Consider the following 15,268-nt stretch of genomic DNA (forward strand, 5'->3'; position numbering starts at 1 on the left):
CGGTAAATGCGCTGGATCAACAACCCCAGCGTAAAGCGGCGGTATTGACCGGCGCATCCCACAAATGCAACATCTCGTCATCCAGCAAGGTCAGCGTCAACGAGCAACCTGCCATATCCAGCGAAGTCGTGAAATTGCCGACCAGCGAGCGCTGAATCTGCAAACCACGCTGCTGCCAATATTGCCAGGCCAATTCGTAGACCAGATGCAATTCCACCAACGGCGTGCCGCCAAAACCGTTGACATGCAGCAGCACAGCCTGGCCGGCTTGCGGATTCAGTTCAGCGTGGATATGACCGGCCAATTGCGCGACGATTTCAGTCGCCGAAACTAGCTTGCCGGTTTCCCGGCCGCGTTCGCCGTGAATCCCCACGCCCATCTCGATTTCATCGTCGGCAATACTGAAGGTTGGATGCCCCAGGGCCGGCACGGTGCAACTGGTCAAAGCCACGCCCATGGAAGCCGTGGCTTGCACCACTCTATCCCCCAGGGCTTTGCAGGCCATCAAATCGTAGCCCTCTTCCGCCGCCGCACCGACGATTTTCTCGACGATCGTGGTGCCGGCCACGCCGCGACGGCCTATCGCATGATCCTTCGGCAAGGAAACATCATCGTTGACCAGCACGGTCGCATTCGGCCCTTCCAGCATCTCGGCCGCCATCTCGAAATTCATCACATCGCCGGCGTAATTCTTCACGATGAACAACACCCCGGCTCCGCCGTCAACGGCTTGCGCGGCAGCCAGCATTTGATCCGGCGTCGGCGAGGTAAAGATTTGCCCCGGACAAGCCGCATCCAGCATGCCGAAGCCGACGAAACCGCTGTGCAAGGGCTCATGGCCGGAGCCGCCGCCGGAAATCAGCGCCACCTTGCCGGGTTTGGGCTGCTTGCGGGCAACGAAGTTGGGATCGGTGCTCAGTTGCACGATGTCGGCATGGGCCTTGGCAAAGCCTTGCAGACTGGTGTCCAGAACGGTGGCGGGACTGTCGATGAATTTTTTCATGGTTATCTCCTTATTTATATCAGCAAGGCCCGGGTCAAGGCCTGAATATCTTGCATCACCCAGGTGGGCGCGTAATCGAGCGAGGCAATGTCGCTTTCCTTGGAAATACCCGACAATACCAACACGCTCCGTGTGCCCGCTCGCACCGCGCCCAGAATATCGGTATCCAGCCTATCGCCGATGGCTATCACGCGTTCCGGTTCAACACCCAGTAAAGCCAAGGCTTGTTGATAAATGATCGGTTCCGGCTTGCCGATGAGGGTGGGTGTAACGCCGGTCGCGGCGCTCAAGGCCGCCAGCGTCGCGCCATTGCCCGGCAAAAAGCCGCGCTCGCTGGGCAAGGTCACGTCGCCATTGGTGCCGTAAAAATGTGCGCCAGCTTGAATATTCAAAGCCGCCGTACAGAGCTTGTCCCAGCTCAAGTCCTTGTCCAAACCACTGACGACCAAATGCGCGCGTCTATCGCCCTCGATATCGTCCAAACCGGTCAAGATAAAACCCAAATCCAGCAAGGGTTGGCGCGCGCCGACACCTCCGATCACGAACACGCGTGTCGTTTCCGGTTGGTAGCGCTCAGCCAGATATAAAGCGGTCGCCATGCCGGAAGTCAGAATTTCACCAAGCTCGACTCTCACCCGCATCTTCGCCAGTTTTGCGACGTATTGCTCGGCACTCAGACTGGCGTTATTGGTCGCCAGCACGAACGGTAGACGCAAATCGCGCAAAGTCTGAAAAAACTCGCTCAACCCGGCTTGCGCCTGATCGCCGTGCCACAACACACCATCCATATCGATGATCAAACCGCTAATATCACTGAATGCTTGCATATCCAAAACCAGGCTCAACCCGCAAAAAACAGTCGCAAAGAATTGCATAAAGCCCAGCACCTGTCTACCCGGCCAATAGCCATTCAATTTTATTGCTTGACTTGAAGGCGATAACCTTGTTTAATAAGCGGCTCTTGAGCAAGCCCAGGTAGCTCAGTCGGTAGAGCAGAGGACTGAAAATCCTCGTGTCGACAGTTCGATTCTGTCCTTGGGCACCATGAATTTCAAAGGCCTTGCCGCAATGCAAAGCCTTTTTTATTTCCCCTTCCCAGCAGCCTCAATCAATTGTCCGAAACTGATAGCGCCGTCGCCAGCGGGTAATCGTTCGGACAGATAAACGCTAAAGCCCTGCTCGATCAATTCACCTTGCGCCAACTCGGTCAACAAGCGGTTTTGGAATACGCCGCCCGTCAAACCGACGTTGACAACGCCATGAATCTCGCGCAAATGCTGCGCCTGATCGACGATGGCTCTTGCCAGACTGGCATGAAACGCCCCTCCCCGCTCGGCTTTACTCAATGCTGGGTTCGTCAGCATCGGCAGCAACGGGCGCCAGTCCGTCACCAGGATACCGGCGCCGTTGAACGACAAGGGCAAATCCAGCCCCGGTACATCGGCGCGGCTAATGGCTTCCAGCCGCATCGCGGCATGGCCTTCGTAGCTGGAATAGCATCCGATGCCCATCAACGCCGCTGCCGCATCGAACAATCTGCCAACAGAACTGGTCAGCGGGCTGTTGACGCCTTTTTCCAGCGCGCTTTTCAGCAAAGCGGCATCGGGCAATCCCACTTGCCACTCCAGGCCCGCTTCCCAGCAGACCGCCAACGCGCACCGCCAGGGTTCGCGACTGGCTTTCTCGCCTCCCGGCAATCGAAATGTCTTTAAAGTCCCTACCCGCAGCCAACTACCGGGCGCACCCAGCAAGGTTTCACCGCCCCAAATCGTGCCATCCTCGCCGTAACCGGTGCCATCCCAAGTGAACACCAGCATGGGATCTTGTACGCCGTGCTCACCCACCAGCGCCGAAGCATGGGCATAATGATGAAAAACCGGTATCACCGGCAATCCCGCCTGCCTGGCCCAGCGCGTGGCATGATAGCCAGGATGCGCATCGCAAACCACAGCCTCAGGTCGAACGCCGTACAGCCTTTGCAAATCGGCGATGACTTGCGTGAACACCTGCTCGCTGCGCGGCGACCCCAGATTGCCGATATGCGGCGATACCACCAAGCGCCGCCCGAACCCCAACGCCACGGTATTTTTCAAATCAGCGCCGACCGCCAATAAGGGCTGCCCGAAACTGAACGGCACAGCCAATTCCAGCGGCGCCGTGCCACGGCCCAGGCGTATCGGCCTGGGTTTGCCGGCGATGCGGCGATAAACCGAGTCGTCCGCCGGCCTTAAAATCGGCCGGTCGTGATGCAAAAACGCATCCGCCACCCGCGCCAGCCGGCTTTCGACTTCCTCGCCGTCGGTCAGCACCGGCTCGCCGCTGATATTCGCGGACGTCGCCACCAAGGGTTTGCCAAAATCATTGATCAGCAAATGATGCAACGGGCTGTAAGGCAACATCAGCCCCCATTCCGCCAAATCGGGCGCAATCTCGTCGACCAGCGGCGATGGCAAGCGCTTCCTGCCTAACACGATGGGCCGCAGCGGCGAACGCAGCAACGCGCGCTCGTCGGGCTCCAGCTCCGCCAGGGTATCGACGACCGCCAAACCATCGTCGCCGCGCCAGGGCACCAGCACCGCCAGGGGCTTGTCCGGCCTGGCCTTTTGCAAACGCAGTCGCCTTACCGGTTCTGACTGGGCGGCATCGCACAAAAGATGATAACCGCCTACCCCCTTGACCGCGACCAGCAAACCCGCGCGCAACGCCACCGAACAAGCGGCCAATGCGGCTTCATTGCCGGTTTGGTCAACAAATCCCAGCCGGCGGAACAGCAATCCCGGACCGCAACGAGCACACGCCAGCGGCTGGGCATGATAACGGCGGTCGTTAGGATTGCTGTATTCTGCCTGGCAAGCCGGGCATAGCGGAAAGTCCGCCATCGCGGTGTTGGGCCTGTCGTAAGGCAAGCCATCGATCAGCGTATAGCGCGGACCGCATTGGGTACAATTGATGAAGGGGTAACGGTAACGGCGCTCGGCGGGGTCTTGCATCTCCGCGAGGCAATCGTCGCAAACGAAATAATCGGGCGGGATATGCGCGTCGGTGGTTTCATCGGCGGCACTGGCCAAAATCCTGAAATCCGGGTAGTCGGCAAGCTCGACGATCGCTACCGTTGGCGTTTCCGGTTGCGCCAATGGCGGCGCGCGCCGAATCAGCTCCCGTTCGAAACAACGCAAAGACTGGGCACTACCTTGGGCATGAATCTCGACCCGGCCGCTACGATTGCGCACCCAGCCCGTCAGGTTCAATTCATGGGCCAAGCGGCTGACAAAAGGCCTAAATCCCACGCCCTGCACGCGGCCGATGATGACGATATGAACAGCGTGCACCGCGATAAATTCGTTAAAATTAGGCCATCAATAACTGACAAAATATCCCCTCGCCCTCTGGGAGAGGGTTAGGGTGAGGGGAATATACTGGGGCGTTATTGAAACCAAATCCTTAGTCCATTGGAACGACTTGCGCGGTTTCCTTGCGCATACCACTTGCCCACCAGATGCGGCAGGCGCCTTCGTCCGACACCATGCACGGACCAACCGGGGTGCGCGGCGTGCAGGCCGTGCCGTAAATGCGGCAATCCAGCGGTTTGATTTTGCCCAACACCACCCGCGCGCAATCGCAGCCGGGCGGCATTTCACCGACATGTTCGCGGGCCTGGCTGGAGGCATCCGGAAAACGCAGTCTGGCGTTGTGGCTGTCGTAATCCGGCTTGAGCTCGAAACCGGAAGCCGGAATCACCCCAATGCCGCGCCACGGTGCATCGACCACGGCCAAGGTTTGCGCCAACAAGGCCTTGGCTTTGGGATTGCCATTAGGCTTGACCACCTCGGGATAACAATTATCCAGAAAAGGCCTGTTCTCTATCAGTTGCCGCAACACCGAATACGTCGCGGCCAACAGGCTCTCCGGCGTGAAACCGGCGATAGCCGCCGGAATTTGATGTTTATCGACGACAAATTGCCATTCTTCCGACCCCATCACGGTAGAAACATGACCCGGCGCAATCAACGCATCGAAGCCGGGTTGCTCGGACTCCAGCAGCATAGACACCGCAGGCCAGGTCAGGCGGCCACTCATCAGCAGCAATAGATTGTCGGGCATGCCCTCAGCGATCATGCCCGCTACCGGCGCGCAGGTGGTCTCGAACCCGGCGACGAAGAACACCACGGTCTTGTGCGGTTCGGCACGGGCTATCTTGACCGCTTCCAACGGCGAGGCGATTGGTCGCACGTCGGCACCGGCCGCCTTGGCTTGTTCCAGCGAACGAATGGCTTTTTTGGATACATTGACCGGTACCCGCAGCATATCGCCGAAACTCAGCAGCACGATGTCTTCGTTCAACGCCAAATGAATGGCTTGATAAATATCTTGCTCCGGGCACACGCAGACCGGACAGCCGGGGCCGGGGATCAGTTCGATTTGTCCCGGCAGGGCTTTGCGCAAACCGGCCATCGAAATCGAGCGTTCATGCCCGCCGCAAACGTTCATCAAGCGCACCCGTTCCGGCAGCGGCAGCGCGCGAATTTTTTCCAGCCAGTGTTGTGCGCTATGCATCATTAACCATGAGTCTGCCGATCCCAAAAAGTCCGTTCAAGCCTTGCATCATCAAACCCTGACAACCGGACGGAAACGCGGCTGCGACGCCGGGTCATGCAGGCTTTGCCCATCCTGCTGCACCCTGGGACGCAGCGTTTGCCCGTTTTTGACCCGCTGTTTATGTTCGGCCACTTCATGTTGCAGCCATTCCAGCCAAGCCTCCATGCCTTGCCCCGAGCGGCTGGACAGGTTAAAAACCGGCGCGCTGCTGGCCAACTTGCGTTGACACAGCTCCGCCCGTTCCGGCGAGAAATCGTCCAGATGCGGCAACAGATCAATCTTGGTGATCAGCATCAAATCGGCAGCGCGGAACATCACCGGATATTTGGCCGGCTTGTCGTCGCCTTCCGTCACCGACAGCAAGGTAACGTTACGGTGATGACCCAAATCGAAACTGGCCGGGCACACCAGATTACCGACGTTTTCGATGAACAACAGATCGAGCTTGGACAAATCGAAATGATCGAGCGCCGGTCCCAGCAAATGCGCATCCAGATGACAGGCCGTGCCGGTGGTGATTTGATGGGCCGGCACGCCCTGGGCGCGAATACGGTCGGCGTCGTTCTCGGTTTCCAGGTCGCCTTCTATCACGCCGATGTTCAAGCTATCCTTGAGCCGCTGAATGGTGGCTTCCAGCAACGCGGTCTTGCCGGAACCCGGCGACGACATCAAGTTGATGGCCAGCACGCCCTGCGCATCGAGCCTGGCCCGATTCTGCTCGGCATGGGCATCGTTGTGCTTGAGCAAATTGCTCAGCACGGTCACGGCAGATACCGGTTTTTGTGCCGGCGCGGTAAACAATAAATGCCGGTTACCCGACGTTACATTACAGCCACAGGTATTACACATGGTCAAACTCCCCTCAAATTCAATGCCGTACTTCTTCGACGCTTTCCAATTCGACCCGCGCCAAGATCAATTCGTCGCCGCTCAACAACCGGGTAGCAAAATCGCCGCAGTGGCGACAACTGAGATCGCTGGCCGTCGCTTCCGACTCCAGGCCGCACACATCGCAATAGACGCGTATCGCTTGTAGAGCCGTCACCAACTCCGCGCCTTCGGCCAGCGTGCCTTCGCAACTGACGCTGAATGCGCTCTCCAGCAACAAGGGTTCGACGCCCGCCAGCGGCCCAATGTTCACGATGACGCGCACCACTTTTTCCGCCTGATGCGCCCTTGCGATGGCGATGACCTGTTCCAGCAAATCCTGACACAGCGACAGTTCATGCACTGGCTGCGTCCTGTGCAAACCACTCATCGAACAATTCCCACGACGATTGAGCCTCGGCCTCGCTGATTTTCTGAATCGCATAACCTACGTGAATCAACACGTAATCGCCAACCTTGACCTCTTCGTCCTGCAATAAAAACAAACTGGCTTCACGCTGCACGCCCTTGGCGGTACAACGCGCCTGATGGCCCTCGATATGGCTGATCTGCATCGGAATGGCTAGGCACATGACAAATGACGTCCTTTGGCTGGAATGTGAAACAGGGGCGTGCGGCGAATAAAGTTCAAGTTTACCGCCAGCTCATTATAATCGGTAGCTAAAAATCATTACCTACCTGTAATCATGACTTTATCTTCCGTATTTCCCGACACTCACATCGCACTGGCGCACGGCAACGGCGGCCGCCTGATGCGCGAATTGATCGCATCGTTATTTGCCCGCCATCTGGCCAATGAACACTTGAATACCCAGGTCGATGCTGCCGATTTGCCGCTGTCGACCGACGAAGGCGAGCTGATGATGACGACGGACGGCTTCACGGTCGAGCCGCTGGAGTTTCCGGGCGGCAATATCGGCAGTCTGGCGGTGCATGGCACGATCAATGATTTGGCCGTCTCCGGCGCCCTGCCCCGTTATCTGAGTCTGAACGCCTTCATCGAGGAAGGCCTGGAAGTGGCTTTGCTGGATCGCGTGCTGGCCAGCATGGCGGCGGCTTGCCGGGAAAGCGAGGTCAAGGTCGTGGCCGGCGATACCAAGGTGCTACGCCGCGGCCAGGGCGGCGGCATCTATTTCGCCGTCACCGGTATCGGCATCCGCCCCCGCACTTTGAAACTGGGCCTGGACCGGATTCGCCCCGGCGACACGATTCTGGTCAGCGGCTCGGTAGGCGATCATGGCACCGCGGTATTATTGGCCCGCGAGCAATTTGGCTTGTCCGGCGAGCTGCAATCGGATTCCGCCAGTGTCTTGCCGATCACGCAAGCCCTATGCGACATCCCCGGCTTGCGCTTCCTGCGCGACCCGACCCGTGGCGGACTGGCGACGGTGGCGCATGAAATCGCCCATGCCACCGGCCACAGTGTTCGCCTGCAACAGGCCAGCATCCCGGTACAAGACCCGGTGCGGATGGTGTGCGACATTTTGGGCTATGATCCTTTGTATCTGGCCTGCGAAGGCCGGGTCGTCGCGGTGGTAGAGCAAGCCTCCGCCAACCAAGCCATGGAATGTTTACACGGCCTGGGCTATCACGACGCGGCCATTATCGGCTCGATCGAGAGCGGCAAAGCCATGGTGATCCTGGAAACCGACATCGGCGGCGAGCGCATACTGCAAGAACTGGAAGACGATCCGCTGCCGCGTATTTGCTAATGTTTATTCGCAGCGCAAAGGCGTGACCTGGCCGGTTTCCAGATAACGACGGAAATCCGCCAGCACCTGGGCGTGATCAAACGCCAATTGTTCGGGCATATTGTCAAAGGTAAACAAGCCGCAGTTTTTGGCGTCGTCGGCGGCCAGCGGCATGCCGTGCGCCTCGCCGACATAAACCGCGGTGACGGTGTGATTACGCGGGTCGCGTTTCGGATTGGAATAAATCCCCAGCAAGGCGGTCAAGTTCACGCCCAGTCCGGTTTCTTCCTTGGCTTCGCGAATCGCGGCACGTTCGACGGTTTCGCCGACATCGACGAACCCACCGGGTACAGCCCAGCCATAGGGCGGAAACGCGCGTTCGATCAACACAAACGGTCGTTGCGGAAGATCGAGCAATTGGATCAAAATATCGGCGGCGAGCAAGGGGGTAACGGGTTTGGCCATGACAATCCTGAGGTTTGAGTTTAAGCGACAGGATTTTACCGGCTAGCCCGACGTTAAACCAGCCACTCAGCCAGATTGCCGACCGATCATTACCATAACCTTCCACCAGGAGGTGCTCATGAAGTCGCTTTTCTACAGCCATGCGGATTTTCTCGATCACGATACCGGCCCCGGCCATCCCGAGTGCGCGGCGCGATTGCGGGCGATTGAACAGGCCTTGAGCACGACCGAATTTACCCACTTACAGCGCGTACAAGCGCCGATTCCAGACGACGTCGAAGGCAAACTGGCCTTGATCCATACGCCGGCCATGATCAACCGGGTATTGTCCGGCATCCCCAGCCACGATCTGACCTATTTCGACGCGGATACTGTGGCGTCACCGGGCTCTAAATCAGCGGCCTTGCGCGCGGTAGGAGCGATCTGCGAGGCGGTCGATAAAATCTGCGCGGGGCAAGCCGATACGGCCTTTTGCGCGGTGCGGCCACCGGGTCATCACGCGATGCCGGGTTATCCGATGGGGTTCTGCCTGTTCAACAACATCGCCATCGCCGCGGAATACGCCCGCCGGCATTACCAACTCGAGCGCATTGCCATCGTGGATTTTGACGTACACCATGGTAATGGCACTCAGGCGGCATTCTACGAACAACCGCAAGTGCTATATGCGTCCAGCCATCAATGGCCACACTATCCAGGCAGTGGACATCCGCTGGAAAACGGTGTTGGCAACATCGTCAATGTGCCACTGCCGGCCGGCACCGATGGCGATGTATTCCGAGCCAAATACGCTGACATCATCCTGCCGGCCGTCCGGAAATTCAGACCGCAATTGATCCTGATCTCGGCCGGCTTCGACGCCCACAAAGACGATCCCTTGGCCTCCCTGCGCCTGGTTGAAGATGATTATCGCTGGGTCACCGAGCAACTGTTGGAGATTGCCCTGGACTGTTGTGAAGGCCATATCATTTCCACCCTGGAAGGCGGTTACAACTTGAAAGCATTGGCGGCCAGTGTGGCCGCGCATATCGGGGTATTGGCAGGCTTGCAGCTTGCGAATGAGCAATAGCTGAAGCGATTGCACGCCGTGGTACTGGAGTGAAAAAGCTTTAGCTTTTTCCGTTTGCGCAATTGGAATCCGCGGGAGGAAGCGTTTAGGCTTCCTCCCGCGGAAACCCGCTGAATTATGGCAGGGCTGGAATCGTGAACACGTAATCGGCGTCTTTGACCGCGGTATGGCAGGCAAAGCATTCGGCGGATTTTTCCTTGCTGTTCATCACCAACTTGTCGCCTTCCCAGTGACCAAAACCCCAGCCGCCAGTTTCCGGAAATTTCTTGCTGTCCTTGATCATCGCTTCGGCGGCACTGAATTCGCCCGGCACGATCGCGGACGGCCAATTCGGATGCGGCCTTTCCTTCCAGACGATTTTGCCGATGACGGCGCCATCCGGCCACGGATTGATCTTGCCGCCGCGGGCCGCTTCTATCGCCTTGTCGTTACCAACGATGGCGCGCAGGGTATTTTTTTCGGTGCGATGGGATACACCCAGCACGCGCCAATCTCTGTATTCACCGTGCACGGGTTTGTCGGCTTTCGCAGCCGGTGTTTCCGCGTAGGCATTGCTTAAAGTCAATAACAGCGCACCCAATAAGGCGCCAGTCATAGCGTTGAATTTCATGTCTTCCTCCGTAAGCGTTCGCAAAATGTTTACTACAGCGCTGGGGATTTTAACGGCTAAATGCCACCTCTGCTAACGGAAATAGACATTTTTCCTCGTTCCCACGCTCACGCGTGGGAATGCCTACCGGACTTTCAGACCCCATCCGTTCCCACGGCGGACCGTGGGAACCAGTTAAACTCCATTGAATCACTTCGGTCGACAGCCAGCAACAAGCCGCTCATTCCATCAATGCCCCGCCGCCGCTTCCGCAGCTTCGGCCGACACTTTACTCACCCACGGCATCAGCAGCAAAGCCAGTGCAAAGATCAGCGCCAGGGTATGAAACAGGGTGTTCAGAGTCATCACTTCGGCTTCGCGCATCAACAGTCCGTAAACTTGCTTCAACGCGGCCGTCTCGGGATCGGGCGCGCCGGCGGCGGCCAGACGCTGGCGCAGGCCGGCCAGCAGGGTTTGCGCCTGCGGCGAGCCGGGCGTCACATGCTCGCGCAGCACCGCGTAATGTAGTTTGTTCAGATGCGTCATCAGGGTGTTCGCCAGCGCCAGGCCTATCGCCCCGCCCAGGTTGCGGGTCAGATTGTAAAGCCCGCTGGCGTTTTTGACTTCGTCCGGCGGCAAGGTGCCCAAGGCCAGCGAATTGATCGGCAAAAAACAAAACATCAACGAAAACCCGCGAATCGCCTGCGGCCAGAAAAACTCCCAGTAGCCCGATTCCTGCGTCAAATTGCCGTTGATCCAGCAACCGAACGCAAAACCGGACAAGCCCAGCGCCAGCATCAACCGGGAATCGATGCGTTTGGCCAAGGGCCCGGCGACGAAGGCGGACAAAAACTGAAACAAACCAGTCACCATGATGTATTGGCCGATTTGCAAGCTGTTCAAACCCTTGACGCTGGCCAGATAGACCGGCATCAAAAACATCAAGGTGAACAAACCGATGCCGAGCACGAAGCCCAGCGTACAACCGACCGCGAAATTGCGGTTGCGGAAGGCCCATAGATCGACGATGGGATGTTCTATGGTCAATTCCCGGTAGAACATCGCAAAGCCCGACAGCGCCGCGACCAGGCTGAAAAACACGATCTCCCGGCTCTCGAACCATTGCTCGCGCACGCCCTCTTCCAGCACGTATTGCAGGCTGCCGAGGAAGATCACGATGTAAACGATGCCGAGAAAATCGATCTTGTCGAGTAAATCCCAATTCGGCTCATCGACCCGCACGAATTTCCAGGTCGCCAGGCACACCAAAATTCCCGGCACGAGATTCACCAGAAACAGGGTTTTCCAGGACGACACTTCGGTCAGATAACCGCCCAGCACAGGGCCGGCGGTCGGCGCGATCATCACCACCATGCCGACCACGATCACCATCGCCGGCTGCAAGTGGCGCGGAAACAAGGTGTAGATCACCGCGAACACCGTTGGAATCATCGCGCCGCCGAACACGCCCTGAAACGCCCGGAACACCACCATGGACGGCAGATTCCAGGCGAACACGCAGCACAGACTCATCAGCGTAAAACCGCTGCAAGACAGCACGAACAGAATGCGGGTGGAAAATGCCCGCGCCAGCCAGCCGGATAATGGAATGATCACCACCTCGGCCACCAGATAAGCGGTCTGCACCCAGGTGATTTCATCCGCCGTTGCCGACAGGCCTGCTTGAATTTGTTCCAGCGAACTGGCGACGATCTGGATGTCCAGAATCGCCATGAAGATGCCGAACACCATCGCGAAAAAGCCTATCCATTGCTCGGTCGTGACCGTGTGCGCCTGCTCCGCGCTCGCCGACAAAGCTGGCTCAGTATTCGCCGTCATGCCGTTTACCGTACCTTGACCTTGAGGACGGTCGATAGCCCCGGCCGCAAGCGGCTCAAGTCGCTGCCCGCATCGAAACGGATTTTTACCGGCACCCGGCGCACGATCTTGGTGAAATTGCCGGTGGCGTTTTCCGGCGGCAACAGACTGAATTCCGAACCCGAGGCCGGCGCAAAGCTGTCGACGACGCCGTTAAAAATCTGGTCGGGATAGGCGTCCACCTCGATTTCCACTGCTTGCCCCGGCTGCATCTCGGCGATCTGGGTTTCCTTGAAATTGGCCTCGATGAACAGGCCGTCGATCGGAATCAAATATCCCAAAACCTGCCCCGGCTGCACCAATTGGCCGACCTGCACGCTGCGATTGCCGATCACGCCATTGATCGATGCGGTGATGCGGGTATTGTCCAGATCGATGCGCGCCAGCTCCAAAACAGCTTGCGCGGCTTTCAGGCGGGCGCGGGTTTCGTTGATTTGCGCATCCAGCGCCGCCAAATGGCTTTCCGCTTCGGTTCGGGCAGACAGCACTTTGTCCTTCAATGCGGCGGCTTGCCTGTGCGCGGAGTCGGCTGTGTCGCGGGTTTGCGCCGATACCGCCCCCTCTTCCGCCAGATTGCCGAAGCGCTGCAAATCCTTGGCAGCGCGCTCCAGATCGGCTTCGGCGGCATGAATGTTGGCCGCCTCTTGCCTGATCTTGGCGTGCTGCGTGCGTTTGTCGGTTTCCAGTGTCTCTATGCGGGCCGTTTCGGCTTGCACTTGGGCTTCGGCTTGCGCCACCCTGGCCTGAAAATCGTGATCGTCTATGACCACCAACAGCTCACCGGGCGAGACGCTCTGATTATCTTCGAACAACACCTGTTTGACATAACCGGTTTCCTTCGGGCTGATCAAACTGATATGGGCTTTCAAATAGGCGTTATCGGTACTTTCATAAGGATGCACGGCTTTCAACCAATACAGGAACCCGGCCGCGCCAATGGCCAGCAGCAGAATGACGATGAAGATTTTTTTACCTGACGGCGGGAAAGACATGGACGACTCTTGCTTAACTAAACGGTGTAGTTTAGTCTACTCAGCAAACCTATCCGGATGCAACCGTTATTTTCAGCCCGCCTAAAATGAACAAAACCCAAAACCCAAAACGTCAAGCCATACTGACCGCCGCCCGGCAGGCCTTCATCAGCCACGGCTACGCCGGTGCCAGCATGGAAGCCATCGCCGAAGCGGCGCCGGTATCCAAGCCTACGCTATATAATCATTTTCACAGCAAACCGGACCTGTTTGCCGCGGTGATAGACTACGAATGCCAACATCTGCTTGGCACGCTCAGCAACGTACACACCGAAACCAGCGACCCGGTGGCAGGCCTGAGCGCGATAGCCGCTGCGTTCATCGATCTGACTTATGCCGACGAGGCGCTAAAGCTTTATCGCCTGATCATCGCCGAACAGCTACACTTTGCCGAACTGGGTCAGCTGGTTTACCGTTCCGCCGTCGATCCGATCATGCAACGCATGGCCAGCTATCTCGGCGAACTGAAGGCGCGCGGCATTCTGGACGTCACCGACCTGGATACCTCCAGCCATTTGTTCCTGGACATGCTGAAAGGCGAAAGGCATTTTCGCTGCCTGATGGGGTTGCAAGCCGGCCTTGACGCATCGGAAAAACGCCAGTTGATCGACGCTGCGGTAACATTGTTTTTAAGAGGTCACGGTTATGAAATCTAAGCTTGCTGGATTGCTAGTGATGGGTGGCCTTAGCGGCTGCATGCTGGGGCCGGACTATCATCAGGAAACACCGGCAGTGCCGGATCATTGGCAAGCCAACGTTTCTTCCCAGGCAAACCTGGACCCGGAAACCCTGAAAAGCTGGTGGAAGAATTTCAACGATGCCGGCCTGGACAGCTTGATGAACCGGGCGCTGGCCAACAACCTGGACGTCAAGATGGCGCTGGCGCGTATCGAAGAGGCCCGCGCGGAACGTCGCGGCAACCGCGCGGAACTGTTTCCGAGCGTCAACGCCACTGCCGGCGTGCAGCGGCAAGAGAATCCGTTTCCCGGCCTGGCGTCCGGCATTAAATACGATTTGTTCGAGATAGGTTTCGACGCCTTGTGGGAAATCGATCTGTTCGGCCGCCAGCGGCGCCGGCTGGAAGCCGCCAGCGCGGATCTGGATGGCGCCAACCAAGAATATCGGCAAGCGCTGGTGATATTGACGGCGGAAGTCGCCCGCAACTACATCGATTACCGCAGCCTGCAACGGCAATTGCACATCACTCGCGGCAATCTGGAATCCCAACGCCACACCCTGTCACTGACCGAAAAACTCTTCAACGAAGGCGTCGGCACCCGCCATGATGTGGTGCGCGCCCGCGCCCAAACCGAGGCCACCGAGGCACAGATTCCAGCCTTGGAGGCCGCGCAAATCGCGGCACAGCGGCAATTGGAAGTCTTGCTCGGCCAACAACCCGGTACCTTGAGCGAGGAACTTGCGACAGATTCCCCCTTGCCCCAGGCACCGGCCCAACAACTTTTGACCTCGCCGGCCGAAACCATCCGCAACCGTCCGGACATCCACGTCGTCGAACGGCAATTGGCGGCGGCCACCGCGATGCAAGGGGCGGCGATTGCCGAGTTGTTCCCGAAAATTTCGTTGTCGGCCTTTTTGGGGCTGCGCAATACCGACATCGAAACGCTGTTCAAATCGGCGTCGTTTTCCTACGGCACCGCCGCCAACCTGATGCAGCCATTGTTGAATTTCGGCAAGATTCAAGCCGGCATCGATCTGGCCGAGGCCAAACAAAAAGAGGCCTATCTGGCCTATCAAAAAGCCGTGCTCGCCGCCTTGCAGGACACCGAGACCGCGCTGACGCATTATCTGAAGGAAGAAATCCGCCGGCAAAGCCTGGCGCGTTCGGTGGCGGACATGCAGGAATCGGTGCGCTTGTCGCAGTTGCGTTATCATGAAGGCGTCATCTCGTTTCTGGATGTTCTGGACGCACAGCGGGCCTTGTATCTGGCCGAGATCGAACTGGCCCGCTCCGAAGCCGCCACCTCGACTCATCTGATCGCGGTTTATAAATCCATGGGCGGCGGCGCCAATGCGGCGCAAGAAAAATCCTAAATCGTA

At 58.1% G+C, this 15,268-nt stretch carries 15 protein-coding genes and 1 tRNA gene; 5 read left to right on the top strand and 11 right to left on the bottom strand.

Annotation, left to right across the window (positions count from 1 at the left end; genetic code table 11):
* Positions 1-16: 16 nt before the first annotated feature.
* Entirely contained in the window at positions 17-1,003 is a 987-nt protein-coding gene (dhaK, locus tag NM686_RS15710; protein ID WP_255188799.1) for a dihydroxyacetone kinase subunit DhaK, read from the bottom strand.
* 14 nt (positions 1,004-1,017) lie between these two features.
* The gene (locus NM686_RS15715) at positions 1,018-1,830 is read right to left on the bottom strand and encodes an HAD-IIA family hydrolase (protein WP_255188800.1); all 813 of its coding nucleotides are present in this window, start codon (positions 1,828-1,830) and stop codon (positions 1,018-1,020) included.
* 142 nt (positions 1,831-1,972) lie between these two features.
* Between NM686_RS15715 and NM686_RS15720 the strand changes: the two genes are divergently transcribed.
* A tRNA-Phe gene (locus NM686_RS15720) sits at positions 1,973-2,048 on the top strand.
* A 37-nt stretch (positions 2,049-2,085) separates the two neighbouring features.
* Here NM686_RS15720 and hypF read toward each other — a convergent pair.
* The 5 genes from hypF to NM686_RS15745 form a co-directional block, all read right to left on the bottom strand.
* Entirely contained in the window at positions 2,086-4,332 is a 2,247-nt protein-coding gene (gene hypF, locus NM686_RS15725; protein ID WP_255188801.1) for a carbamoyltransferase HypF, read from the bottom strand.
* 112 nt (positions 4,333-4,444) lie between these two features.
* Positions 4,445-5,560, bottom strand: coding sequence for a hydrogenase formation protein HypD (gene hypD, locus NM686_RS15730; RefSeq protein ID WP_255188802.1), 1,116 nt, complete (start codon positions 5,558-5,560; stop codon positions 4,445-4,447).
* Positions 5,561-5,608: 48 nt separating this feature from the next.
* Entirely contained in the window at positions 5,609-6,448 is an 840-nt protein-coding gene (gene hypB / locus NM686_RS15735) for a hydrogenase nickel incorporation protein HypB (RefSeq protein ID WP_255188803.1), read from the bottom strand.
* 19 nt (positions 6,449-6,467) lie between these two features.
* The gene (gene hypA, locus NM686_RS15740; RefSeq protein ID WP_255188804.1) at positions 6,468-6,857 is read right to left on the bottom strand and encodes a hydrogenase maturation nickel metallochaperone HypA; all 390 of its coding nucleotides are present in this window, start codon (positions 6,855-6,857) and stop codon (positions 6,468-6,470) included.
* Complete coding sequence (locus NM686_RS15745) at positions 6,823-7,059, bottom strand: HypC/HybG/HupF family hydrogenase formation chaperone (RefSeq protein WP_255188805.1); 237 nt, start codon at positions 7,057-7,059, stop codon at positions 6,823-6,825. Before NM686_RS15745 ends, hypA begins: the two co-directional genes overlap by 35 nt.
* Positions 7,060-7,173: 114 nt before the next feature.
* Between NM686_RS15745 and hypE the strand changes: the two genes are divergently transcribed.
* On the top strand, positions 7,174-8,199 hold the full coding sequence (gene hypE / locus NM686_RS15750) for a hydrogenase expression/formation protein HypE (protein ID WP_255188806.1): 1,026 nt from the start codon (positions 7,174-7,176) through the stop codon (positions 8,197-8,199).
* Positions 8,200-8,202: 3 nt separating this feature from the next.
* On the opposite strand, the gene NM686_RS15755 is transcribed toward hypE, so the two are convergent.
* Positions 8,203-8,643 carry an NUDIX domain-containing protein gene (locus tag NM686_RS15755; RefSeq protein ID WP_255188807.1) on the bottom strand — a complete coding sequence of 147 codons (441 nt, stop codon included), beginning with the start codon at positions 8,641-8,643 and terminating at the stop codon, positions 8,203-8,205.
* Between the two features lie 118 nt (positions 8,644-8,761).
* On the opposite strand from NM686_RS15755, the gene NM686_RS15760 reads away from it, so the two are divergent.
* The gene (locus NM686_RS15760) at positions 8,762-9,712 is read left to right on the top strand and encodes a histone deacetylase family protein (RefSeq protein ID WP_255188808.1); all 951 of its coding nucleotides are present in this window, start codon (positions 8,762-8,764) and stop codon (positions 9,710-9,712) included.
* A 115-nt stretch (positions 9,713-9,827) separates the two neighbouring features.
* Here the strand turns inward: NM686_RS15760 and NM686_RS15765 are convergent, their stop codons facing one another.
* From NM686_RS15765 to NM686_RS15775, 3 genes are all read right to left on the bottom strand, one after another.
* A complete protein-coding gene (locus NM686_RS15765; RefSeq protein WP_255188809.1) occupies positions 9,828-10,322 on the bottom strand; it encodes a cytochrome P460 family protein in 495 nt (164 codons plus the stop codon).
* A 228-nt stretch (positions 10,323-10,550) separates the two neighbouring features.
* Entirely contained in the window at positions 10,551-12,140 is a 1,590-nt protein-coding gene (locus NM686_RS15770) for a DHA2 family efflux MFS transporter permease subunit (RefSeq protein WP_255188810.1), read from the bottom strand.
* 5 nt (positions 12,141-12,145) lie between these two features.
* Positions 12,146-13,171 (bottom strand): HlyD family secretion protein, encoded by a 1,026-nt coding sequence (locus NM686_RS15775; RefSeq protein WP_255188811.1) that lies wholly within the window; start codon positions 13,169-13,171, stop codon positions 12,146-12,148.
* 86 nt (positions 13,172-13,257) lie between these two features.
* On the opposite strand from NM686_RS15775, the gene NM686_RS15780 reads away from it, so the two are divergent.
* Entirely contained in the window at positions 13,258-13,866 is a 609-nt protein-coding gene (locus NM686_RS15780; protein ID WP_255188812.1) for a TetR/AcrR family transcriptional regulator, read from the top strand.
* Positions 13,856-15,262: an efflux transporter outer membrane subunit gene (locus NM686_RS15785; protein ID WP_255188813.1), complete on the top strand. Its 1,407-nt coding sequence runs from the start codon at positions 13,856-13,858 to the stop codon at positions 15,260-15,262. Before NM686_RS15780 ends, NM686_RS15785 begins: the two co-directional genes overlap by 11 nt.
* Positions 15,263-15,268 lie beyond the last annotated feature (6 nt).

It is taken from the genome of Methylomonas rapida, assembly GCF_024360925.2.
In the GTDB taxonomy this organism is placed as follows: Bacteria; Pseudomonadota; Gammaproteobacteria; order Methylococcales; family Methylomonadaceae; genus Methylomonas; species Methylomonas rapida.